Source organism: Micromonospora sp. CPCC 205539 (genome assembly GCF_036906815.1).
Lineage (GTDB): Bacteria > Actinomycetota > Actinomycetes > Mycobacteriales > Micromonosporaceae > Micromonospora.
On the sequence record NZ_JBAKHW010000004.1, the window covers coordinates 342,530 to 362,666 of the forward strand.

The following is a 20,137-nucleotide window of genomic DNA, read 5'->3' on the forward strand; positions in this document are numbered from 1 at the left end:
GACAGAGCAGCGTGAGATCAGGCAGGCGTGCGGCGGGCCGCGGCCCGGGTGACCAGCGTGCCGAGGAGTCGGCCGAAGTCCAAGCCGGCAGCCTGGACGGCGAGCGGTAGCAGCGAGGTCTCCGTCATGCCGGGCGAGACGTTGACCTCCAGCACGTGCGGCTGACCGGTGGCGTCCACGATCACGTCGACCCGCGAGAGGTCGCGCAGGCCGAGCGCGGTGTGCGCGGCGAGTGCCACATCGGCCACCGTGGCGGCCACCTCCGGCTCCAGCCGTGCCGGGGCGTGCCAGGTGGTCCGCCCGGCGGTGTAGCGGGCGGCGTAGTCGTAGACCCCGTTGCGCGGCACGATCTCCACCGCCGGCAGCGCCTGCGGGCCGTCACCGAGGTCGACCACGGAGACCGCCACGTCCATGCCGGGCACGTACCGCTCCACCAGCGCCGTCGAGTCGTACGCGAAACAACCCACCATCGCCGCTGGCAGGGACGCGGCGTCCCGGACCACCGCGGCGCCCAGCCCCGACCCGCCCTGCGCGGGCTTGACCATCAGGGGCAGGCCGAGCCGGTCCGCGATGCGGTCCAGTACGGCAACCGCACCCAGCTCCGAGAACCGATCATGCGGCAAGGCCACCCAGTCGGGAGTGGGGATGCCGGCTTCACGGAGTACGGCCTTGGCCGAGGGCTTGTCCCAGGCGAGCCGGGAGGCGCGGGCGTCGCAACCGACGTACGGGATGCCGCAGAGGTTCAGTACGCCGCGCAGCGAGCCGTCCTCGCCGGTTGCGCCGTGCAGTGCGATCACCACCGCGTCCGGCGGGTCGGCGGTCAGTGCGGGCAGCAGCGCCGCGTCGGCGTCCCGCAGCTCGGCATCCACTCCGACGGCACGGAGCGCGTCGAGGACCCGCCGGCCCGAGCGCAGCGACACGTCCCGCTCGTAGGAGAGCCCGCCAGCGAGCACCACGACGCGCAGGTCGGCCGCGACGGCGGAATCGGTCACGAGAAATTGCTCGGTGGCGGTCGTACCCATGCCGGCATCATGCCAAGTCGGGACCCGGCACGTCGGAACCGGCCTGGCCACGTCGCCCGGCGGCGCCCCCCACCGCGCCGAAGACCCGGCGCATCGCGATCTCCTGCTCCATGACGCCGGCCAGCCGGCGGACGCCCTCCCGGATCCGTTCCGGCGGCGGGAAGCTGAAGTTCAGCCGCATGGTGCCGGTGCCGGTGCCGTCGGCGTAGAAGCCCGTGCCGGGCACGTAGGCGACCCGGGCGGCGACCGCGCGCGGCATCATGGCCTTCGAGTCGAGCCCGGCCGGCAGGGTGGCCCAGACGAAGAGCCCGCCGGCCGGCGTGGTCCAGGTGGTGCCCTCAGGCATCAGGTCGGCCAGGGCGTCGAGCATCGCGTCCCGGCGTTCCCGGTAGACCTCGCGGTAGACCTTGAGCTGCTGGCGCCACGGCATCGTGCTCAGGTAGGTGGCCACGGCGGCCTGTGCGTAACCACTGGGGCAGAGGATCTGCGCCTCGCTGGCGATGACCAGCTTGTCGCGGACCGCGTGCGGCGCCAGGATCCAGCCGACCCGCAGGCCGGGGGCGAAGGTCTTGGAGAAGGTGCTGAGGTAGAAGACGCCGTCCCGGCGGCGGGCCCGTAACGGCGCCGGCGCCTCGCCCTCGAAACCCAACTGGCCGTACGGGTCGTCCTCGACCACGAGCAGGCCGGCGCGCTCGCAGATGTCGAGCACCCGCTCGCGGCGCTCCTCGCTGAGGGTCACGCCGGTCGGGTTCTGGTACGTGGGGATGGTGTAGAGGAACTTCACCCGTCGGCCGGCCCTGGCCAGGTCGGCGATGGCTGTCTCCAGAGCCTCCGGGATCAGCCCGTCGGCGTCCATCGGGACGTGCACCACCTGCGCCTGGGCGGCCTGGAAAACACCGAGTGCGCCGACGTACGTCGGACCCTCGGCGAGCACCACGTCACCCGGGTCGAGGAAGAGGCGGGCGACCAGGTCGAGCGCCTGCTGCCCGCCGACGGTGACCACGACGTCCTCCGGGGACGCGCCGCAGGCGGCGTCGATGCCGGAGAGCGCCATCACCTCGCAGATGCGCTCACGCAGCTCGAGGGTGCCCTGACCGATGCCGTACTGCAGGGTCGTGACGCCGTGCTCGGAACCGAGTCGGCCGAGCATCTCGCCGACCGCGTCGAGTGGCAGGGCGGCGATGTACGGTGCTCCGCCGGCGAGCGAGACGACCTCCGGACGACTGGCCACCGCGAACAAAGCTCGGATCTCGGAGGCGGTCATCCCGCGTACCCGCCGGGCGTACCGGTCGGTGTAGTCGTCGAGCGTCGTACCGGTCATGACCTCACCTCGATCGCTGCTCGGGTGGTTACCGCCCCGGGTACCCCGGACACCAGCGACCATGGCGGCGGGGACACCGGTTGTCGATCCTAGTCCGCAGGAGTCCGGGTTTCGGCCTGCCGCAGCAGGTCGTCCACATCCCGGACCATCCTCGATGTCCTCCGGTGGGGGGAGGTATCTGCGCGTCCCCTCCCGTACCGTCGATCGGCGGCGTACGATCGCTCGTCGGGGGCAGGAAGGCGGCGCTGTCGTTCCGTGCCGGCCTCACCACCGAGCCTATTGTGGGGATGCGCCATATGTCGCGACGTCTGGTCAGCCTGACCCTCGACACGCTGGAAGACCTCCCTCGCCCGTGCCGGCAGTGCGTCTACTGGGAGCTTGATCCGGTCTCCGCCGACCGGGCCTGCGCCGCCGGGGATCCGGGCCTGGAGAAGGAGGCGTGGGTCTCCCAGACGCTGCTGGAGTGGGGTTCCTGCGGCAAGCTCGCGTACGTCGACGGCATGCCGGCCGGCTTCGTGATGTACGCCCCGCCCGCCTACGTGCCCCGCTCGATGGCCTTCCCCACCTCGCCGGTCTCCGCCGACGCGGCGCTGTTGATGACCGCCAACGTGGTCGCCTCGTTCGCCGGCGGCGGGTTGGGGCGGATGCTGGTGCAGGGCGTCGCCCGAGACCTCACCAAGCGAGGGATCAAGGCGATCGAGGCGTTCGGTGACGCCAAGTTCGGCGACGCGGACGACCCGGCGGGCGGTTGCGTGGCACCGGCCGACTTCTTCCTCTCCGTCGGCTTCAAGACCGTACGTCCGCATCCACGGTTCCCGCGACTACGGCTTGAGCTGCGTACCGCGCTGAGCTGGAAGTCCGACGTCGAGTACGCGCTGGAGAAGCTGCTCGGCTCGATGAGCCCGGAGACCCTGCTCCGCCCGGTCCGTCCGGCACCGGCCACCCGCTCCACCAACGGCTGACGGTCTCAGTCGACCACGGTGCCGGCAGCCACCACTGCCCGCAAAGCGCTGACGTCGATCGAGCCGGTGGGCACATCGCGCTCGATCGGGTAGTACATCCGTTGTACCGCGGCCACGATGGCCTCCACCACCCGGTCCCGGAAGCGTGGGTCGACCAGCTGGGCGCGGTCCGTCGGCGAGGTGAGGTAACCGACCTCCACCCGGACCGCCGGCATCCGGGTGAGCCGCAGCAGGTCCCACGTCTTGGCATGGGTACGGCAGTCCCGCAGTCCGGTCCGCGCCACGATCTCCCGCTGCACCAGCCCGGCCAGCCGCTCACCGGTCGCCGAGGTGACTCCGTTGTCGGTGCCGTAGTGGTAGGTCGCCACCCCCTCGGCGGCGGGGTTGCCATGCCCGTCCAGGTGCAGCGAGATGAACACGTCGGCGCCGAGCGAGTTGGCCAGCAGCGCGCGGTCGGTGTCCGGCAGGCAGCTGTCGGGCGCCGGGCCCCGGGTGAGCTGCACCCGGACCCCGGACGCGGCCAGTCTGCCCTCCAGCCGGCTGGCCAGGTCGTGCATCAGGTCCGCCTCGGTCCAGCGCAGCGAGCCGTCGGGCACCACCATCCCCGGGTCGGTGCCCCCGTGGCCGGGATCGATGACCACGGTCTTACCGACCAGCGCCGGCCCGGACTGTCGGATCGCGTCGGACTCGCGCAGCCACTGGGGTCGGCCGCCGACGACCTTCCGACCGATCCGGCGCAGCGCGTTCATGGTGTGCGGGCCACAGGCACCGTCGGGGGTGAGGCCGACCTCGCGTTGGAACTGGGCCACGGCGCGCGAGGTCCGGATGCCGTAGATGGCGTCCGCCCGGCCCACGTCGTAACCCATCTCCAGCAGTCGCTCCTGGAGCGACCGGACGTCCTCGCCGGTGAGCGGTTCGGGCACGGCGTGGTAGAGGGTGCGTGCGCCAAGCCGCCAGCGGGCGGACTCCAGGGCCTGCCAGGTCTCCGAACCGACCCGGCCGTCGACGCTGAGCCCCCGCGACTGCTGGAAGGCGCGGACCGCCCGTTCGGTGTCGAGGTCGAACTCGTCGACGTGCGGGCCGGCGGCGGAGGCGAGCAGGTCGAGGCCGGCGAGGACGGTACGGATCTCGGTGACCGCGGGCCCCCGGTCACCAGATCGGATCGGACGCATGCGCGACCCCCTCTGCACGACGCTGGCTGGCCGGGTGGCCCCAGCTTGAGGCTATGCGCTCCGAGTCGGTGAGCCGTGCGAAACGCCGAACCCCGTACCCGGCGGACCGGGTACGGGGTTCGGTGAGGTTACTGCTGGTCAGAGCGCCGATTCGATGAGCCGAACCAGCTCGCCCTTCGGCCTGGCTCCGGCCACCGACTGCACCGGCTGGCCGTTCTTGAAGACGGTGAGCGTCGGCACCGACATCACCCGGTAGGCCCGGGCGGTCTCCGGGTTCTCGTCGATGTTGAGCTTGACGATGGTGACCTGGTCGCCCATCTCGCCGGCGATCTCCTCGAGCAGAGGCGACACCTTGCGGCACGGCCCGCACCATTCGGCCCAGAAGTCCACCAGCACCGGCTTGTCGGCCTGCAGCACGTCAGTGACGAAGCTCTTGTCGGTGACCGCCTTGGTTGTACCCACTATGCCCTCCTCCGGGAAGTGTTCGGTTTGTCAGCTGAGCGTCGCGATGAACCGCTCGGCGTCGAGCGCGGCGGCACAGCCGGTGCCGGCCGCGGTGATCGCCTGGCGGTAGGTGTGGTCGACCACGTCGCCCGCGGCGAAGACGCCGGGCAGGCTGGTCCGGGTGCTGGGGGCCTCAACCTTCACGTACCCCTCGCCATCCAGCTCGACCTGGTCGCGGAAGAGCTCGCTGCGGGGGTCGTGGCCGATGGCCACGAAGACACCGGTCACGTCCATTACCTTGGTCTCGCCGGTGTGCACGTCACGGACCCGTACGCCGGTGACCTTGCCGTCGGCGCCGAGGACCTCCTCGACCGTGCTGTTCCACTCGACCTTGATCTTCTCGTTGTTCATCGCCCGGTCGGCCATGATCTTGCTGGCCCGGAACGAGTCGCGCCGGTGGATGATGGTGACCGACTCCGCGAAGCGGGTGAGGAAGCTGGCCTCCTCCATGGCTGAGTCGCCGCCGCCCACGACCACAATGTGCTGGTTGCGGAAGAAGAATCCGTCACAGGTGGCGCAGGAGGAGACACCGTGGCCGAGGTATTCCTGCTCGCCCGGGACGCCCAGCGGACGCCACGCCGAACCGGTGGAGAGGATGACGGCGCGGGCCTTGTAGGCGGTCTCGCCGACCCAGACGGTGCTCAGCGCACCGGAGCCGGCATCGCCGGTGTCGGCAAGCTGGACCCGGGTCACGTCGTCGGTGAGGAACTCGGCGCCGAACCGCTCGGCCTGCTTGCGCATGTTGTCCATCAGCTCTGGGCCGAGGATGCCGTCGGCGAAGCCGGGGAAGTTTTCCACCTCGGTCGTGGTCATCAGCGCGCCGCCCGACTGCACGCCCTCGATGATCAGCGGCTTCAGGTTGGCGCGCGCGGCATAGACCGCCGCTGTGTAGCCGGCCGGCCCGGAGCCAATGATGATCAGGTTGCGGACCTCGTCCACTGCCGTCTCCCGAGTTGTGTGTATTCGGCGTCGGCGCGCACCGATGCCGATCCAAGTGCCGACGCCTGGTGGGTGCCGGCAGCTACTTCCGAAACGTCATCGTACGAACCGGGGATTCCCGAACCGGGCATCCGGTGGGTCAGGTCACGTGGATGGTCATCGCACTGGTGACCGCGGATTCACCCTACCCGCGCCGAATACCGGCTGTCCGAGCCGGACCCAGGGAGGCCACACTCGGGACCGCTCACCCAGGCCCACCGGGCCCCGGCCGCGTCGGTGAACCGGACGACCAGCGCCGGCATGCTCTGGAACGCCGCGTAGTCGATCACCTCGAACACCAGGGGGCCGACCCGGTGCTCCGCCGCGATGTCGGTCAGGCAGACAGTCAGCGCGGCCTCAGCGGTCAGCCGGGCCAGCGAGTCCAGCCCGGTCGGCGTTGGCCGCGAGCCACCCTCGGCGTCCACCCTCGGCTGCTCGCCGGGGGAACCGCTGGCCCGTTGCTCGTCCGGGGAACCAGCCTTCGCGGCCTCGCCGAGGGTCTCCGGTGAGTAATTCGTGCCGCTGCGCAGCGTCGGGCCGGTGGTGCGCGCCGCGGCGCCTTCCGCCTGGGTCAGGGCGCTGGTGCCGGCAGTGTCCGAATTCGTCATCGACCGGTTGAGGCCCAGCCCGACCGCGACGACGGCGACCGCGGCGACCGCCACCACCGGTGCGCCGCGCCGGGCCCAACGGCGTCGACGTCGACCCGGGCCGGTCGGTGTGGCGGGCCCCGGTTCGGTCGGCCGACGGCTGCCGCCGCCCTGGGACGGAACCACCACGGGTGAGGCGACGTCGGCGGATGTGGCGTTCCGGTCGGCCGGCACCCCGGCCAACGCCGCGGCGAGTCGATCGGCGAACTCGGGAGGCAGCTCGGGGGACGGATCAGCCCAGCGGGCCAGGTCGGCGTGGACCTTCGTCAATGCGGGAGCCAGCAGCGCGTACGCCTGGGCCCAGGCTGGGTCCACGTCCACCAGCCGGGCGATCTCCGCGTGCTGCGGTGTGCCGTCCAACGCCCCGCCGAGGTAGTCAGCGAGCAGGTCGTCGTCGACCTCCCGGAACTCCTCGGTCGTCACGTGTCCTCCTGATTGGCGTCCTGCCGGTACCGGCCCGACCCCGATCCGACGCCCTCCGCTGGGCGGGGGTTCCCCTGCGTGACGCCGGGCACGTCCGCGTACGGGCGGAGATGCCCGAGGAGTACGGCCAGCCGGGCCCGACCTCGGGCGCACCGGCTCTTCACCGTCCCCTCGGCAACATCGAGGATCCGGGCGACCTCGGCCACCGGGTATCCCTGGAGGTCCACCAGCACCAGGGCGGCACGTTGCTCGAACGGCAGCGCGGCGAGCGCGTCCCGGACCACCAGCGCGGTGTCGTGGTCCCGTGTCGGTGCGGCCGGCTCCACGCCGCCGGTGCCCGAGCCGTCCTCGGCCCAGGTGCCGTCGGGCAGGGGAACGGTGGGGTGTGACTGCCGGCGACGGATCCGGTCCAGGCAGGCGTTCACGACGATGCGGTGCAGCCAGGTGGTGACAGCGGAGTCGCCCCGGAACCGGCCGGCGGCCCGATGTGCCGACAGCAGCGCGTCCTGCAGGGCGTCGGCGGCTTCCTCCCGATCGCCGAGCGTCCGTAGAGCCACCGCCCAGAGCCGGTCGCGGTGCCGATGGAACAGCACCGCGAAGGCGTCCCGATCGCCGGAAGCGTGGGCGCGCAGCAGCTCCAGATCAGTTGCGGCGGCGCGCCCGTCCATCACCACACCCGGCGGCCCGGATCACGACCCCTGGACCGTGATCTCCTGGATCCCGAGCTTGAAGCCGCCGTCGTCGTCGTTCGGCGGCAACTCCGTGAACCAGAGCAGCAGGTAGCGGTACTTCGTGTCGACGTTGAAGTTGTTGAAGGTCATCGTGGTGCCGTCGTGCTCGTTCAACACGCCGATCTCGTTCTTGTAGGCCTGCACCAACTGCTTGTCCCCGGCGGAGCTGGACGGGAAGTTGCCGTCGCCGGAGACGAGCCGGGCGGAGGCGCCGCGACCGGAGAGCACGGCCATCACCGACTTCACGGTATGCGGAGAGCCCAGATCGATCCAGACCCCCATGCCGTCCTTCAGATTTCCGTAGGTGGCGTTGGGGTAGCGGTCGGTCTTCCAAGCGGTGTCGTTGTCGTTGTCGATGATCTTCTTGGAGTCGCCGAGCTCGTCCCGCTTGGTGCTGTCCGGGTCGATGATCCGAATGCCCTGCACGGGGAGGTTGCGAACCGTGGCGGCAGCCTGGGTGGCTCCGCCGGCCGGGGCGCTGGAACTCGGCGTGGCCGCCGCGCTGTTCTTGGGGTCCTTGTCGCCACCGCCGAGCGCGCTGATTCCGATCAACAGACCGACCAGGGCGACCGCCAGCAGACCGGCGATGCCGATGGCCACCTTTCGGCCGCCGGCAGCCGCCAGCGGCGAGGGCTCGTCCTCGACGTCGGCAGCGAAACGCAGTGGCCCGCTGTTGTCCAGGTAGTGCTCGTCGGCCGGCACGTCCAGGCGGGCCAGCTCGGCGGCGAGCACGTCCGAGGAGGGCGGCGCGATCTCGGCATCGAGCAGGTCCATGGTCAGGTCGTCCAGGTACGCGGGCACTCCGGCCCGAACCTGGCGGGGCGCGATGATGGCACCACCGGCGTCCCGGACGGCGTCCGGAATGGCGGCCCGGCCGTGGCCGGCGGTGGCGCCGCGCAGCGGCGCCTCGGCGTGTGGCCAGTGACCGGTCAGGGCGAAGTAGAGGACTCCACCGACCGCCCGGATGTCGTTCTCCTGGCTGTCGGCGCCGTCGGTACGCGCGTCGGCGAGCACCACCCGGCCCTCGTCGCTGATCATGACGGTGCCCGGGTGGACGTTGCCGTGCACCATCCCGGTCGCGTGCACGGCGGCGAGCGCGCTGGCGACGGCGTTGCCGATCGCGGTGGCCCGGGCGGGGTCCAGTGGGCCCTCGGCCGCCAGGTCACGCAGGGACTGCCCGTCGACCCACTCGCGCACCACGTACGCCCGCTCGGCCTCGTCGATCGCGTCGTACACGCCGACCAGGTTGGGGTGGATGACCCGGCTGGCCGCGACGGCCGCCTGAAGCATCTCGGTGGCGGAGTCGCCGCCGGGGTAACGCAGCACCACGGCCACCGGGCGGCGCAGGATGACGTCGACCCCGCGCCAGACCAGCCGACCCGCGCTGTCGTTGTTGATGTGCTCGACCAGCTCGTACCGCTCGGCGAGAATTTCGCCGGCTGTGGGAGCACCGAAGGTCATGACCGGCGGAGCGCTCTCGTCCGCCTCCTGACCCTCGCCGACCTGGGTCACCCGTCCTCCCTCGGTGATCGTGTCGATCGATGGACCCGCACTGCTGGGCATGTGGCTTCCCGCTCTGCCGTCGAAGGAACCGCCAACCGGTGTCGACGCGCAGCGTCGGCGCCTGCCGTACCCGTCGAGAGCGACCTTACCTGGGTTGCCCGTCTCCCCGACATGTCATCTTCCCGCCGTACCCGGCGGGGTGCCGGGAGTAGGGGAAAGCGTCCGGTTACGACCGTTGTCAGCCACGTTGCTGGCACATGTACTAGCCAATCTACGGCTTCACTGCAAGTGATCGACGCCGGGGCCGGTCCGGCAAGGCCCTCCCGTCAACCAGAGAGTCCCCGCCGATCGGACCGCCACGCTCAGCCTTACGGTTGGTTATCCAGCCCGATCCGGTGGTTGACCGGCGAATCGCGGAGTTATCCACAGAGGTGTCCCCAGCCTGGTGATCCGTGGTCACGGACAGTGCGAGCTGCGGACAACCCGTGTGCGAGTGCTTACGGTCAGCGACCGAGCCGACGGCGGACCATGCCGACAACCTCGGTGATCTCGCCGATCCGCAGCAGCATGGCCAGACCCAGATAGGTCCCGCCGATCACCGCGCCTCCAACCACGAGCTGCACCACGGCCGGTGCCCAGTTCGGCGTGTCGCCGCCGGGCAGCAGGTGTACCACGAGCAGACCGACCAGCGCGGCACCCAACGCGGCAATCACCACCCGGCCGAGGGTACGCAGGATGGCGCCCATTCCGATCCGGCCAACCCGGGGCCGCAGCAGCCAGGCGGAGGCGAAGGCCGCAGCCAGATAGGAGACCGCGTTCCCGATCATCATCCCGGCTGCGGCGAAGTGCGCGGCGAACGCGGCGAAGAGCACGATCTGCACACCGACCCGCAGCGCCACCACCGGAATGTTGATCAGGGCAGGGGTACGGGTGTCCGGCAGGGCGTAGAAGGCGAAGGTGAAGAGCTGACTGATCGCGAACGGCACCAGGGCGAGTGCGGCGGCCAGCAGCACGGTGGACGTGGCCGTCGCGTTCTCGGCGCTGAACGCGCCGTACCTGAACACCACCACCGAGATGGGGGTGGACAGCACGGCGTAGCAGACCGCGATCGGCGCGAGCACCGCCGTCACCATCCGGACACCCCGGGAGAGGTCTGCGGTGACGTCGTGGAAACGGCCGTCAGCTGCGGCGGCCGCCATTCGGGGCATCAGCGCGGTGATGATCGAGACGGCGATGATGCCGTGCGCCATCATCAGCAGGAGGAAGACATTGTTGTAAATGAGGATGCCGGCCTGGTCCTCGCCCGCGGCCCGGGTGAGGAGGTTGACCACCACGAAGAGGCCGAGCTGGTTGACGGCCACGTAGCAGAACATCCAGGCGCCGAGCTTCGCCAGCTCGCGCAGCCCCAGCTCGCGGAAGTCGAACCGCCACCGCCAGCGGAAGCCGACCTTGCGCAGCGCCGGCAGTAGGCCGGCGGTCTGCACCGCCACACCGAGCAGGGTGCCACCACCGACCAGCAGGATCCGGCCGGCGCCCACCTCCGACGGCTGTAGCCCCTTCGCCCCGTAGACCAGGATGTAGAGACCGAAGACGCCGATCACCACGAGGTTGTTGAGGATGGGCGCCCACATCGGCGCGGCGAAGTGGCCCCGGGTGTTCAGCACCGCGGCGATCAACGCGCTGACGCCGGTGAAGAACAGCATCGGCAGGATCAGCCACGACAGGCGGGTGATCAGGGTGGTGTAGGCCTCGTCCTTGCCGCTGGCGTAGATGGCGGTCAGCCAGGACGCCGAGGCCACGGCGATCAGGGCCGCCACCGCCAGCGCCAGCACCGCGAGGCTGAGAAGCCGTTGGGAGTACGCCTCACCCCGGTCCGCGTCGCTCTTGCGCCGACGGACCAGCACCGGGATCAGCACGCTGGTCAGCACTCCGCCGAGCAGGAACTCGTACACCTGGTTGGGGAGGAAGATGGCTGTCGTGTAGGCGTTGCCGATCAGGTTGCCGAGTGCGGCCCCGATCATCAGGTTCCGGATGAAGCCGGTGCCCCGGCTCACCAGACTGCCGACCGCCATGACCGCGCTGTTCGCGGCGGCGCTGGTCTCGGCAACGACCTCGGGCGGGGGTGCCGTGGCCTCCACTCCGGGCTGGTTCAGCGGCTCGGCGGAGATGAACGTGGCGCCGTCCCCTGGCCGCACGCCGGCTCCCGCACCGCCGTCGTGCGCGGCATTCGCGCTGCGGTAGAGCCCGCCGCTCATCTCCAGCCTCCCAGGGGGTACGTCGAGCCGGCGCCGGCCCGCACGCCACAGACCATAGTCAACCCCCACCCGATACCCACGCCCGGCGGATCGGATCACACTCCGGCCCGATAGGCTGGCGATCCCATGTCCGAAGCCTCCGCTCCTCACGCCGCCGACCGCCGCGAACTCACCGCCGCGCAGCGCAACGCCGTCGCCGAACTGCTCCGGGTCTCCCCGGTCGCCGACGAGTTGGGCCGCCGGTTCGTCCGCGCCGGCCACGAGTTGCACCTGGTGGGCGGTTCGGTGCGAGACGCGCTGCTCGGCCGACTCGGGGACGACCTCGACTTCTGCACCGACGCGCACCCCGACGAGACGCTGCGGATCATCAAGGGCTGGGCCGAGTCGATCTGGGAGACCGGCCGGGAGTTCGGCACCATCGGTGCCCAGCGCGACGGCCTCCGGCTGGAGATCACCACCTTCCGCGCCGAGTCGTACGACCAGGTCAGCCGCAACCCGGTGGTGGTGTACGGCACCAACCTCACCGAGGACCTGAAGCGGCGCGACTTCACCATCAACGCGATGGCGGTCAGCCTGCCGGAGCACCGGTTCACCGATCCGCACGGCGGGCTCGACGATCTCTCGGCCAAGGTCATCCGTACCCCGAGCACCCCCGGCGAGTCGTTCGGTGACGACCCCCTGCGGATGTTGCGGGCCGCGCGGTTCGCCGCCCAGCTGCGCTTCGCCGTCCACCCGGACGTGCACGCGGCCATGAGCCGGATGTCCGCCGACCTGGACCGGATCACCGTCGAGCGGATCCGCGACGAGTTCACCAAGCTGCTCTGCGGCGCCGACCCGATCACCGGGCTGCGGCTGCTGGTCGACACCGGGCTGGCCGAGCGGTTCCTGCCGGAGCTGACCGGGCTCAAGCTGGAGATCGACGAGCACGCCCAGCACAAGGACGTCTACGAACACACGCTGACGGTCGTCGAGAACGCGGTCTCCTTCGAGGAGGAGGGCTGCGACTTCATCCTGCGGATGGCCGCCCTCATGCACGACGTCGGCAAGCCCGCGACGAAGGCGGTCGGCTCGGACAGCCGGGTCAGCTTCCACCACCACGAGGTGGTGGGCGCCCGGCTGACCAAGGCGCGGATGAAGGCGCTGCGCTACCCCAAGGAGATCACCGCGAAGGTGACCGCGCTGGTCGCGCTGCACCTGCGCTTCTACGGGTACGGCCGCGGCGAGTGGACCGACTCAGCGGTGCGCCGCTACGTCGCCGACGCCGGTGACCTGCTGCCCCGACTGCACAAACTGACCCGCTCGGACTGCACCACCCGTAACCGGCGCAAGGCCGCCCAGCTCGCCGCCGACTACGACGCGCTGGAGGACCGGATCGCCCGGATCGAGGCCGAGGAGGACCTGGCCCGGGTCCGCCCCGACCTGGACGGGAACGCGATCATGGAGTTGCTCGGCGTTCCGCCGGGGCCCGTGGTCGGGCGGGCCTGGAAGCACCTCAAGGAGCAGCGCCTCGAGCACGGCCCGCTGGACCGCGACGCCGCCGAGGCGGAGCTGCTGCGCTGGGCCCGCGCCGAGGGCCTCATCGAGTAGCTGCTAGCTACGGGAGATCTTGGAGAAGAGGCGCCCCTCCGGGGGCGTGATCCCTCCAAGATTCACTTCGGCTTCTCCGCGACGAACACCCCGACGCCTTCCAGGGTCTCAGTCAGCCCGGTCGCGCGGAGAATCATCATGGCCTTGCCGACCACGGTGTCCGAGACGCCGTACTCCTTGCAGAGCTGCGAACGGCTCGGCAATTTCGTGCCGGCCGACCACTCGCCTGATTCGATCTTTCCTCGCAGCTCGTCTGCGAGCACCTGGTACTGCTGCTTGGGCATACACACTCCCCGGATGGCACGCCCATTCGATCACGCAACCACCTCCAACCTCAAGCAATCGCAGCTAGGTCGTTGACCTGCAACCGCCACCGATTGTAGGTCCGAGAGGAACGCTTCCGGATGGCACTGGGGCGCTCGCTGGGCCGGGGCGAACATCCCCGTGGTTCGTCCCGGCTCTGTTCCTTGCACCGCACCAGTGGAGGAAGGATCGCTGCTCATGTTCGTCTTGGTATCTCGGCGATGACCGGGCGCTACGTCATCCATCTACCGATATCCGCGCCCGATCTGGCTCGCGCCAAGATGCTGGGTCGGACCGCCGGCCGGTCGCTGGCCTTCCTCGCTCGAATCGATCTCGGCGGGATCACCGTCTCCGCCGAGGACGACCAGTGCGTACGGCATTGGGTCTTCTGTGACCGGCGGCTGGACGGTGGCCGTCGCTGCGTGCTCCGCGCCGACCACGAGACTCCCTGCACAGCTCGCCTGCCCCGTCGAACCGGTCGGTGACGGGCCGGATGGATCTCCGAGCCAGAAGGGCGCCGCCCCCGACCTCGGGAACGGCGCCCTTCGGCGTACGACGTCAGCGCGTCTCGACGGCCGTTCCGTCCACCGAGCCGTTGCCCTTGCCACCGGAGGTGGTCGCCGAGCCGAGCCGGGCCAGCAGGCCGGCCAGGTCGATCCCGGTCAGGTCGCTGCCCAACTGGAGCCCCTGGGCGACGTTGCCGGCCACCGACTTGGTGAGCGAGGACGCGCCGTCGGTGGAGATGACGGTCATCTTGTCGATCGCACCGATCGGGGCGCTGGCCGCCTCGACCACCTGCGGCAGCACCTTGACCAGCAGGTCCAGCACCGCAGCCTCCCCGTACGCGGCGAACGCCTCGGCCTTGCGCGCCATCGCGTCCGCCTCGGCCTGACCCTTCGCCAGGATGGCCGTGGCCTCGGCCTGACCCTCGCGCTCCACCGCCTCGGCGATCGCGGAGCGCCGGCGCTGCTCGGCCTCACCTTCCTTGGCGCCCTCGATCGCATTCGCCTCGGCGAGCGCGGCACGGCGGGCGCGCTCGCCCTCACCGGTGAGCCGGGCCTGCTCGGCGGAGGCCTGCGCGGCCGCGATGACCGACTGCCGCTGCGCGTCCGCGTTCAGCACCGCCGCGTTGCGGGCCGCCTCGGCCTCCTGCTCCACCTTGTATCGGGCGGCGTCGGCGGGCTTGCGCACCTCGGTGTCCAGTTGGCGCTGCTTGAGCTCGGCGTTGCGCTCGGCCACCTTCTGCTGCTCGGAGAGGATCAGCTGGTCCCGCTCCGCCTGGGCGAGCGGCCCGGCCGCTGCGGACTTCGCCTTCGCCGCGTCGATCTCGGCCTGGATGCCGGCCTGCTTGAGGGAGAGGTTCCGGTTCGCCTCGGCGATGGCCTCCTCGGCGAGCAGTCGCTCCTGCTCGGCCTGCTGCCGGGCCCGCGCCTCGGCGATCGCCGCGTCCTTGAGCACCCGGGCGGCTTCCGGCCGGCCCAGGTCCTGGAGGTACGAACCCTCCGCGAGGATGTCCTGGAGCTGGAAGGTGTCCAGCACCAGACCCTGGTTGGTCATCGAGTGCTCGGCCTCCTCCGCCACCGCGCTGGCGAACGCCGCCCGGTCCCGGATGACCTCCTCGACGGTGAGCCGGCCGACGATCGAGCGCAGTGCGCCGGCCAGCACCTCGCGGGTGAAGTTGTCGATCTCGTCCTGCTGGTGCAGGAACCGTTGGGCGGCCGCCCGGATCGCGTCCTCGGTGCCGCCGACCTTGACGATCGCCACGCCGTGCAGGTCGGCGCGGATGCCCTGCTTGCTCACCGCACCCCGGATGCCGACGTCGATCCGACGGCTGGACAGGTCCAGTGACTGGAGCTTCTGCACCACCGGCAGCACGAAGACCGAGGCGCCCAGCACGACCTTCTGCCCGGACATGTCGGTCGACCGACCACCGTCGGCGTTCTGGGTGGTGCGGCCCTTGCGGCCGGTGACGATGAACGCCTCGTTGGGCCCGGCCACCTTGATCCGGGAGAGCACGAAGAACACCAGGACGAGCACGAGGAGGACCGCGCCGCCGATGGCGATTAACAGGGGCATGGAGGAGTCCTGTCTGCGAAGAGGAGTCAGTAGGTCTCGACGTGCACGCTGGTCTCGCTGAGCGCCTGCACGACGAAGACCTGTGCGCCGGCCGGGATCGGCTGGTCGGCGCGGGCGTTGAGTTTGACCGGGTGGCCGGCGAGGCGTACCCGAACCTCGCCGTAGCCGTTGAGGGGCACCGGGGTGACGACCAGGCCGAGCGCGCCGACCAGGTCGTCCCGGGTGGGCGTCGGGTCGGTGCGCATGTTCCGCGCCGCCCGACTCAGCCGGGACGCCAGCCAGGCGGTGGGCACGGCGGCGAGCAGGCCGCCGGCCGCCGCGCCCGCGACCAAGCCAGGTGTACGCGCGCCGAGCAGTTCGTTGACGATGGCTGCGCCGAATCCGAACGCTCCGGCGAACCCGGCGACCGTCTCGGTCGAGATCGGCCCGTCCACGTCAGCGTGCCCGAAGTGTAAGAACTCGGAGCCGAGCAGGGCGAGTGCCAGCACGCCGACACCAGCCGCGCCAATGATCAGAAAGATGAGCGTCCCCGTGGCCACGACGTGCACGGTATCGGCGGCGCGCAACGGATTCTGAGAGGTTGCTGGCAGCAGCCACGGCCGCTGGGTCGGGGACAATGGGTCAATGCGCTGGACCGTGCTCGACTCCCCGATCGGCGAGTTCTCCGTGGCCACCGACGAGGACAGCGTCTGCGGCGCACACTTCGGCCGGGTGGATGCGGCGGCCGACGAACCCCACGACGCGCTGTCCCGGCAGGCCATCGCCGAGCTGCGGGCGTACTTCGCCGGCGAGGTGACCGAATTCACTGTGCCGGTGTCGATACCGCTCGGGTCGGAGTTCGAGCGTGCCGTGTGGCGGGAGATGACCCGGATCCCGTACGGCGAGATGTTGACCTACGGCGATGTGGCGCGCCGGGTGGGCGACCCCGGAGCGGCGCGGGCGGTGGGTGTGGCCTGCAATCGCAACCCGATACCGGTCATCGTGCCGTGTCATCGCATCGTCGGTGCCGGTGGCCGGCTGGTCGGGTTCGGCGGCGGTCTGCCGCGCAAGGTGCACCTGCTGGAGCTGGAGGCCCGGGTGGCCCTGCAACGCCAGTGGTCCTGACCGTCCATCCCGATCGGTCCTCGGCCATTCTTATCGGCCGATCGGTCGATGTGGAGATCGCACCACAACCGTCATGATCGGGCGTCATTTCACCGATTTTCACGGGGGACCGATGACCGAGAAGCAGGACAAGACTGTCGACCGTCGCCGGCTGCTGCGCCGCGCGGGCACCGTCGCCGCTGGCGTTGCCGGCACCACCGTGGTGGGTGCCGCCGTCGCCGCGCCGGCCCAGGCCGCCCCCGGTGACCCGGTGGTGCAGGGCGCGACCAACGCCGCCGGCAACTCCACCACGGCGCTGACCAGCACCGCTGCCAGCCCCACCCTGCGGCTGGCGAACACGAGCATCACCAACGAGAGCGACTACGCGCTCTCCGGCCCGGCGCTGCAGCTGGTCCCCAGCGGGGACTTCCTGAACAACGATGCCCCGGTCGGCTCGGTCGGCGTGGACCAGTTCGGCAACTACCAGGTGGTCTCCGCGCAGTACGAGGGCCAGGCCCTCATCGACTACGTGCACACCACCGGCAACTCGAACCGGATCGTGCCGATTCTGCCGCAGCGGCTGGTCGACACTCGTTCGGCCGCGGGTCGCCGACTGATCGTCAACCCCTCGTCCACCACCCTGGACAGCTCGGGTCGTGTGCGCGACGGTCAGACCATCCACCTCGACCTGCGCGACTGGGTCTTCTACGGTGACGCGCTCTTCGGCAACCTCACCGTCACGACGGCGGTCGCCTCGGGCTTCGTGCAGATCTTCCCCTACGGCGTGCCGCGTCCGACGGAATTCTCGACGATCAACTACCTGACCAACCAGGTGATCTCGAACTCGTTCATGTCGGGCATCGGCTACGACGCCGACTTCATCTCCGTCTACGTCGCCCGCGCCACCCACGTCATCATCGACGTGGTGGCGTTCGTGGTCGGCATCGGCTCGGTCAACCCGGAGGTCCTGCCGTTCGCGGCCGGCGCGGGAGCGCGTAGCGCCGAGTCGGTCGCTGCCCGCGCGGCGAAGCGGACGGCTGCGGCCAAGTCGAAGTCGCCGAAGTGGCAGTAAGCCGGTCGCCGTACCCGGCGATGCAGGGCTGAACGCGGCGAGGGCCGGGTCCATTCGGACCCGGCCCTCGGCCGTACGTGCTGTTGTTCAGCGGGTCAGCGCTCGACCTCACCGGCGATGAACTCCTCCACGGCCTGGTGGGCGTCGTGGTCGGCGTACTGCACCGGCGGGGACTTCATGAAGTACGACGACGCCGACAGGATCGGGCCGGCGATCTTCCGGTCCAGCGCGATCTTCGCGGCGCGGACCGCGTCGATGATGACGCCGGCCGAGTTCGGAGAATCCCACACCTCGAGCTTGAGCTCGGCGTTCAGCGGGGTGTCACCGAAGGAGCGACCCTCCAGGCGGATGTACGCCCACTTGCGGTCGTCCAGCCACGGCACGTGGTCCGACGGGCCGATGTGCACGTCGCTCTTGCTCATCTCGTGCGGGATCTGCGAGGTGACCGACTGGGTCTTCGAGATCTTCTTCGAGACCAGCCGCTTGCGCTCCAGCATGTTCATGAAGTCCATGTTGCCGCCGAAGTTGAGCTGGTACGTGCGCAGCAGCTCGACCCCGCGGTCCTCGAAGAGCTTCGCGAGCGCGCGGTGCACGATGGTGGCACCGACCTGGCTCTTGATGTCGTCACCGACGATCGGCAGGCCCGCGTCCTCGAACTTCTTGGCCCACTCGGGGTCCGAGGCGATGAAGACCGGCAGGGCGTTGACGAACGCGCAACCGGCGTCGATCGCGGCCTGGGCGTAGAACTTGTCGGCCTGCTCGGAACCGACCGGCAGGTAGGAGACCACGACGTCGACCTGCGCGTCGCGCAGCGCCTGCGCCACGTCGACGGGGGTCGCGTCGGACTCCTCGACGATCTCGCGGTAGTACTCACCCAGACCATCGAAGGTCGGGCCACGCTGCACGGACACGCCGGTCGGCGGCACGTCGCAGAGCTTGATGGTGTTGTTCTCGCTGGCGACGATCGCCTCCGCGAGGTCCATGCCCACCTTCTTGGCGTCCACGTCGAACGCTGCGACGAACTCCACGTCGGAGACGTGGTACTCGCCGAAGGTGACGTGCATGAGACCCGGGACGCGGTCGTTCGGGTCGGCATTCCGGTAGTACTCGACGCCCTGAACCAGGGACGAGGCGCAGTTACCCACACCGACGATGGCGACGCGGACGGAGCCCATAGCGTCTGCCTCCTTCTTTTCTGTCACGGCCGCTCATTCCTGGTCTCTCCAGGCGGAGGCGGGCTGTTGTCTTCTCGTCGGCCGCCGGCCGTCCCCATGTGCGGGACCGTCGGGGCTCGGCCGGAGCGCTCGTTGGCGATGAGCTCCTCCAGCCAGCGGACCTCGCGCTCACAGGCGTCAAGGCCGTGGCGCTGCAGTTCCAGGGTGTAAGCGTCGAGGCGCTCGGCCGCCCGGCCCAGCACGTCGCGAAGCCCTTCGCGACGCTCCTCGATCTTGCGGCGGCGACCCTCCAAAATGCGCAGGCGGGTCGCCTGGTCGGTCCGGGCGAAGAACGCGAAGTGCACCCCGAAGCCCGTGTCGTCGTACGTCTCGGGCCCCGCCTGAGCGATCAGTTGGGCGAAGCGTTCCTTGCCGTCCGCGGTGATTTTGTAGACCACCCGACCTCGTCGGGTGGTCAGTGCGGGGACCTCCTCGGCGGTGACCGGTGCCTCGGCAGCTTCGGTGATCCACCCGGCCGCCTGCAACCTGCGCAGGGTGGGGTAGAGCGAGCCGTAGCTGATCGCAGCCCGGATGGCGCCGAGTTTGGCGGTCAGCTCCTTGCGCAGCTCATAGCCGTGCATCGGAGACTCCTGCAGGAGGCCGAGGATGGCGAACTCGAGCACTGGCCACCCTCTCTTACCCCCCGCGCGGAGCGGTAACCGCCGCGATGTATCGGACCGATACATCGCACGTTAGCGGCTCGCGAGGATCAGGGCAAACCCTCGTTCCGGCATGTCTTCGTCACTGATTGTGACCGTGGTCGCCTGGTCGAGCCGGACCGCGTACCCTTCTCGGCATGCGTACGCAGCGCCAGGTCGTCGACTACTCGCTTCAGAAGCGAGCAGTGCTGCGTGAGCTGGTGGCCGGCCACGTCGGCACGTACGACGTCTGCGACGCATCGCCCTACCTGAAGAACGCCGCTCGGTTCCACGGTGAGCCAACCGATCGTCGTTGCCCCATTTGCCGTAGTGAGAACCTGACCCTCGTCCACTACATTTACGGGGACGAACTCAAGCAGTCGGCCGGCCAGGCCCGGACACTGGCCGAGTTGCCCGTGCTGGCAATGACGCTGCGTGAGTTTCAGGTCTTCGTGGTGGAGGTGTGTCTCGGCTGTGACTGGAACCATCTCGTCGAGCAGTACCTGCTCGGCCGGGACGGTCTCACCGGCGACGGCGACGGCGCCGCCGAGCAGCAGGACGCGACGGGCACCGCCGGTGCCGGTCGACGGAGGCGAGAGGCGCAACGGTGATCCACGCTGGTCCGACCGGCCCCGGGGCCGCAGAC

The 20,137-nt window shown here is 70.2% G+C and carries 20 protein-coding genes; 6 read left to right on the forward strand and 14 right to left on the reverse strand.

Going from position 1 to position 20,137, the window contains the following annotated elements; translation table 11 throughout:
* Positions 1–17: 17 nt before the first annotated feature.
* Positions 18–1,022, reverse strand: coding sequence for a D-alanine--D-alanine ligase family protein (locus tag V6V47_RS05940; protein WP_334626942.1), 1,005 nt, complete (start codon positions 1,020–1,022; stop codon positions 18–20).
* Positions 1,023–1,029: 7 nt separating this feature from the next.
* Entirely contained in the window at positions 1,030–2,343 is a 1,314-nt protein-coding gene (locus tag V6V47_RS05945; RefSeq protein ID WP_334626943.1) for an aminotransferase-like domain-containing protein, read from the reverse strand.
* 296 nt (positions 2,344–2,639) lie between these two features.
* Between V6V47_RS05945 and V6V47_RS05950 the strand changes: the two genes are divergently transcribed.
* On the forward strand, positions 2,640–3,305 hold the full coding sequence (locus tag V6V47_RS05950; RefSeq protein ID WP_334626944.1) for a GNAT family N-acetyltransferase: 666 nt from the start codon (positions 2,640–2,642) through the stop codon (positions 3,303–3,305).
* A 5-nt stretch (positions 3,306–3,310) separates the two neighbouring features.
* On the opposite strand, the gene V6V47_RS05955 is transcribed toward V6V47_RS05950, so the two are convergent.
* The 7 genes from V6V47_RS05955 to murJ form a co-directional block, all read right to left on the reverse strand.
* Positions 3,311–4,477 (reverse strand): N-acetylmuramoyl-L-alanine amidase, encoded by a 1,167-nt coding sequence (locus V6V47_RS05955; RefSeq protein ID WP_334626945.1) that lies wholly within the window; start codon positions 4,475–4,477, stop codon positions 3,311–3,313.
* 138 nt (positions 4,478–4,615) lie between these two features.
* Positions 4,616–4,939, reverse strand: a complete 324-nt coding sequence (gene trxA, locus V6V47_RS05960) for a thioredoxin (RefSeq protein WP_334626946.1) — start codon at positions 4,937–4,939, stop codon at positions 4,616–4,618.
* A 30-nt stretch (positions 4,940–4,969) separates the two neighbouring features.
* Positions 4,970–5,920: a thioredoxin-disulfide reductase gene (gene trxB, locus V6V47_RS05965; RefSeq protein WP_334626947.1), complete on the reverse strand. Its 951-nt coding sequence runs from the start codon at positions 5,918–5,920 to the stop codon at positions 4,970–4,972.
* Between the two features lie 179 nt (positions 5,921–6,099).
* Positions 6,100–7,029 (reverse strand): hypothetical protein, encoded by a 930-nt coding sequence (locus tag V6V47_RS05970; protein WP_334626948.1) that lies wholly within the window; start codon positions 7,027–7,029, stop codon positions 6,100–6,102.
* The gene (sigM, locus tag V6V47_RS05975) at positions 7,026–7,697 is read right to left on the reverse strand and encodes an RNA polymerase sigma factor SigM (protein WP_334626949.1); all 672 of its coding nucleotides are present in this window, start codon (positions 7,695–7,697) and stop codon (positions 7,026–7,028) included. The genes V6V47_RS05970 and sigM overlap by 4 nt, the downstream gene beginning before the upstream one ends.
* A gap of 21 nt (positions 7,698–7,718) precedes the next feature.
* The gene (locus V6V47_RS05980; RefSeq protein WP_334626950.1) at positions 7,719–9,323 is read right to left on the reverse strand and encodes a protein kinase family protein; all 1,605 of its coding nucleotides are present in this window, start codon (positions 9,321–9,323) and stop codon (positions 7,719–7,721) included.
* Between the two features lie 443 nt (positions 9,324–9,766).
* Positions 9,767–11,518, reverse strand: a complete 1,752-nt coding sequence (murJ, locus tag V6V47_RS05985) for a murein biosynthesis integral membrane protein MurJ (protein WP_334626951.1) — start codon at positions 11,516–11,518, stop codon at positions 9,767–9,769.
* 126 nt (positions 11,519–11,644) lie between these two features.
* Here murJ and V6V47_RS05990 point away from each other — a divergent pair, with 126 nt between their 5' ends.
* On the forward strand, positions 11,645–13,105 hold the full coding sequence (locus V6V47_RS05990; protein ID WP_334626952.1) for a CCA tRNA nucleotidyltransferase: 1,461 nt from the start codon (positions 11,645–11,647) through the stop codon (positions 13,103–13,105).
* A 62-nt stretch (positions 13,106–13,167) separates the two neighbouring features.
* Here V6V47_RS05990 and V6V47_RS05995 read toward each other — a convergent pair whose 3' ends face one another.
* Positions 13,168–13,389, reverse strand: a complete 222-nt coding sequence (locus V6V47_RS05995; RefSeq protein ID WP_334626954.1) for a winged helix-turn-helix domain-containing protein — start codon at positions 13,387–13,389, stop codon at positions 13,168–13,170.
* 240 nt (positions 13,390–13,629) lie between these two features.
* On the opposite strand from V6V47_RS05995, the gene V6V47_RS06000 reads away from it, so the two are divergent.
* Positions 13,630–13,893 (forward strand): hypothetical protein, encoded by a 264-nt coding sequence (locus tag V6V47_RS06000; protein ID WP_334626955.1) that lies wholly within the window; start codon positions 13,630–13,632, stop codon positions 13,891–13,893.
* A 73-nt stretch (positions 13,894–13,966) separates the two neighbouring features.
* Here the strand turns inward: V6V47_RS06000 and V6V47_RS06005 are convergent, their stop codons facing one another.
* Positions 13,967–15,484, reverse strand: coding sequence for a flotillin family protein (locus tag V6V47_RS06005; protein WP_334626956.1), 1,518 nt, complete (start codon positions 15,482–15,484; stop codon positions 13,967–13,969).
* Between the two features lie 26 nt (positions 15,485–15,510).
* The gene (locus V6V47_RS06010) at positions 15,511–16,032 is read right to left on the reverse strand and encodes a hypothetical protein (RefSeq protein ID WP_334627079.1); all 522 of its coding nucleotides are present in this window, start codon (positions 16,030–16,032) and stop codon (positions 15,511–15,513) included.
* 76 nt (positions 16,033–16,108) lie between these two features.
* Between V6V47_RS06010 and V6V47_RS06015 the strand changes: the two genes are divergently transcribed.
* Complete coding sequence (locus tag V6V47_RS06015) at positions 16,109–16,588, forward strand: methylated-DNA--[protein]-cysteine S-methyltransferase (RefSeq protein WP_334626957.1); 480 nt, start codon at positions 16,109–16,111, stop codon at positions 16,586–16,588.
* A 112-nt stretch (positions 16,589–16,700) separates the two neighbouring features.
* Positions 16,701–17,639: a hypothetical protein gene (locus V6V47_RS06020; RefSeq protein WP_334626958.1), complete on the forward strand. Its 939-nt coding sequence runs from the start codon at positions 16,701–16,703 to the stop codon at positions 17,637–17,639.
* Positions 17,640–17,734: 95 nt separating this feature from the next.
* On the opposite strand, the gene V6V47_RS06025 is transcribed toward V6V47_RS06020, so the two are convergent.
* Together V6V47_RS06025 and V6V47_RS06030 are read right to left on the reverse strand one after the other, a co-directional pair.
* Positions 17,735–18,814, reverse strand: a complete 1,080-nt coding sequence (locus tag V6V47_RS06025) for an inositol-3-phosphate synthase (protein ID WP_334626959.1) — start codon at positions 18,812–18,814, stop codon at positions 17,735–17,737.
* 23 nt (positions 18,815–18,837) lie between these two features.
* Positions 18,838–19,476 carry a PadR family transcriptional regulator gene (locus tag V6V47_RS06030; protein WP_334626961.1) on the reverse strand — a complete coding sequence of 213 codons (639 nt, stop codon included), beginning with the start codon at positions 19,474–19,476 and terminating at the stop codon, positions 18,838–18,840.
* 173 nt (positions 19,477–19,649) lie between these two features.
* Here V6V47_RS06030 and V6V47_RS06035 point away from each other — a divergent pair, with 173 nt between their 5' ends.
* The gene (locus V6V47_RS06035) at positions 19,650–20,102 is read left to right on the forward strand and encodes a DUF5318 domain-containing protein (protein ID WP_334626962.1); all 453 of its coding nucleotides are present in this window, start codon (positions 19,650–19,652) and stop codon (positions 20,100–20,102) included.
* Positions 20,103–20,137 lie beyond the last annotated feature (35 nt).

What these genes read in the sequence shown, in the direction of transcription:
- V6V47_RS06035 (WP_334626962.1), top strand. Translation starts at nt 19,650, where the DNA reads ATGCGTACGCAGCGCCAGGTCGTCGACTACTCGCTTCAGAAGCGAGCA.
- V6V47_RS05950 (WP_334626944.1), top strand. Translation starts at nt 2,640, where the DNA reads ATGTCGCGACGTCTGGTCAGCCTGACCCTCGACACGCTGGAAGACCTC.
- V6V47_RS05945 (WP_334626943.1), bottom strand. Translation starts at nt 2,343, where the DNA reads ATGACCGGTACGACGCTCGACGACTACACCGACCGGTACGCCCGGCGG.
- V6V47_RS05955 (WP_334626945.1), bottom strand. Translation starts at nt 4,477, where the DNA reads ATGCGTCCGATCCGATCTGGTGACCGGGGGCCCGCGGTCACCGAGATC.
- V6V47_RS05940 (WP_334626942.1), bottom strand. Translation starts at nt 1,022, where the DNA reads ATGGGTACGACCGCCACCGAGCAATTTCTCGTGACCGATTCCGCCGTC.
- V6V47_RS06020 (WP_334626958.1), top strand. Translation starts at nt 16,701, where the DNA reads ATGACCGAGAAGCAGGACAAGACTGTCGACCGTCGCCGGCTGCTGCGC.
- murJ (WP_334626951.1), bottom strand. Translation starts at nt 11,518, where the DNA reads ATGAGCGGCGGGCTCTACCGCAGCGCGAATGCCGCGCACGACGGCGGT.
- sigM (WP_334626949.1), bottom strand. Translation starts at nt 7,697, where the DNA reads ATGGACGGGCGCGCCGCCGCAACTGATCTGGAGCTGCTGCGCGCCCAC.
- V6V47_RS06015 (WP_334626957.1), top strand. Translation starts at nt 16,109, where the DNA reads ATGCGCTGGACCGTGCTCGACTCCCCGATCGGCGAGTTCTCCGTGGCC.
- V6V47_RS06005 (WP_334626956.1), bottom strand. Translation starts at nt 15,484, where the DNA reads ATGCCCCTGTTAATCGCCATCGGCGGCGCGGTCCTCCTCGTGCTCGTC.
- V6V47_RS05995 (WP_334626954.1), bottom strand. Translation starts at nt 13,389, where the DNA reads ATGCCCAAGCAGCAGTACCAGGTGCTCGCAGACGAGCTGCGAGGAAAG.
- V6V47_RS06025 (WP_334626959.1), bottom strand. Translation starts at nt 18,814, where the DNA reads ATGGGCTCCGTCCGCGTCGCCATCGTCGGTGTGGGTAACTGCGCCTCG.
- V6V47_RS05980 (WP_334626950.1), bottom strand. Translation starts at nt 9,323, where the DNA reads ATGCCCAGCAGTGCGGGTCCATCGATCGACACGATCACCGAGGGAGGA.
- V6V47_RS05990 (WP_334626952.1), top strand. Translation starts at nt 11,645, where the DNA reads ATGTCCGAAGCCTCCGCTCCTCACGCCGCCGACCGCCGCGAACTCACC.
- V6V47_RS06000 (WP_334626955.1), top strand. Translation starts at nt 13,630, where the DNA reads ATGACCGGGCGCTACGTCATCCATCTACCGATATCCGCGCCCGATCTG.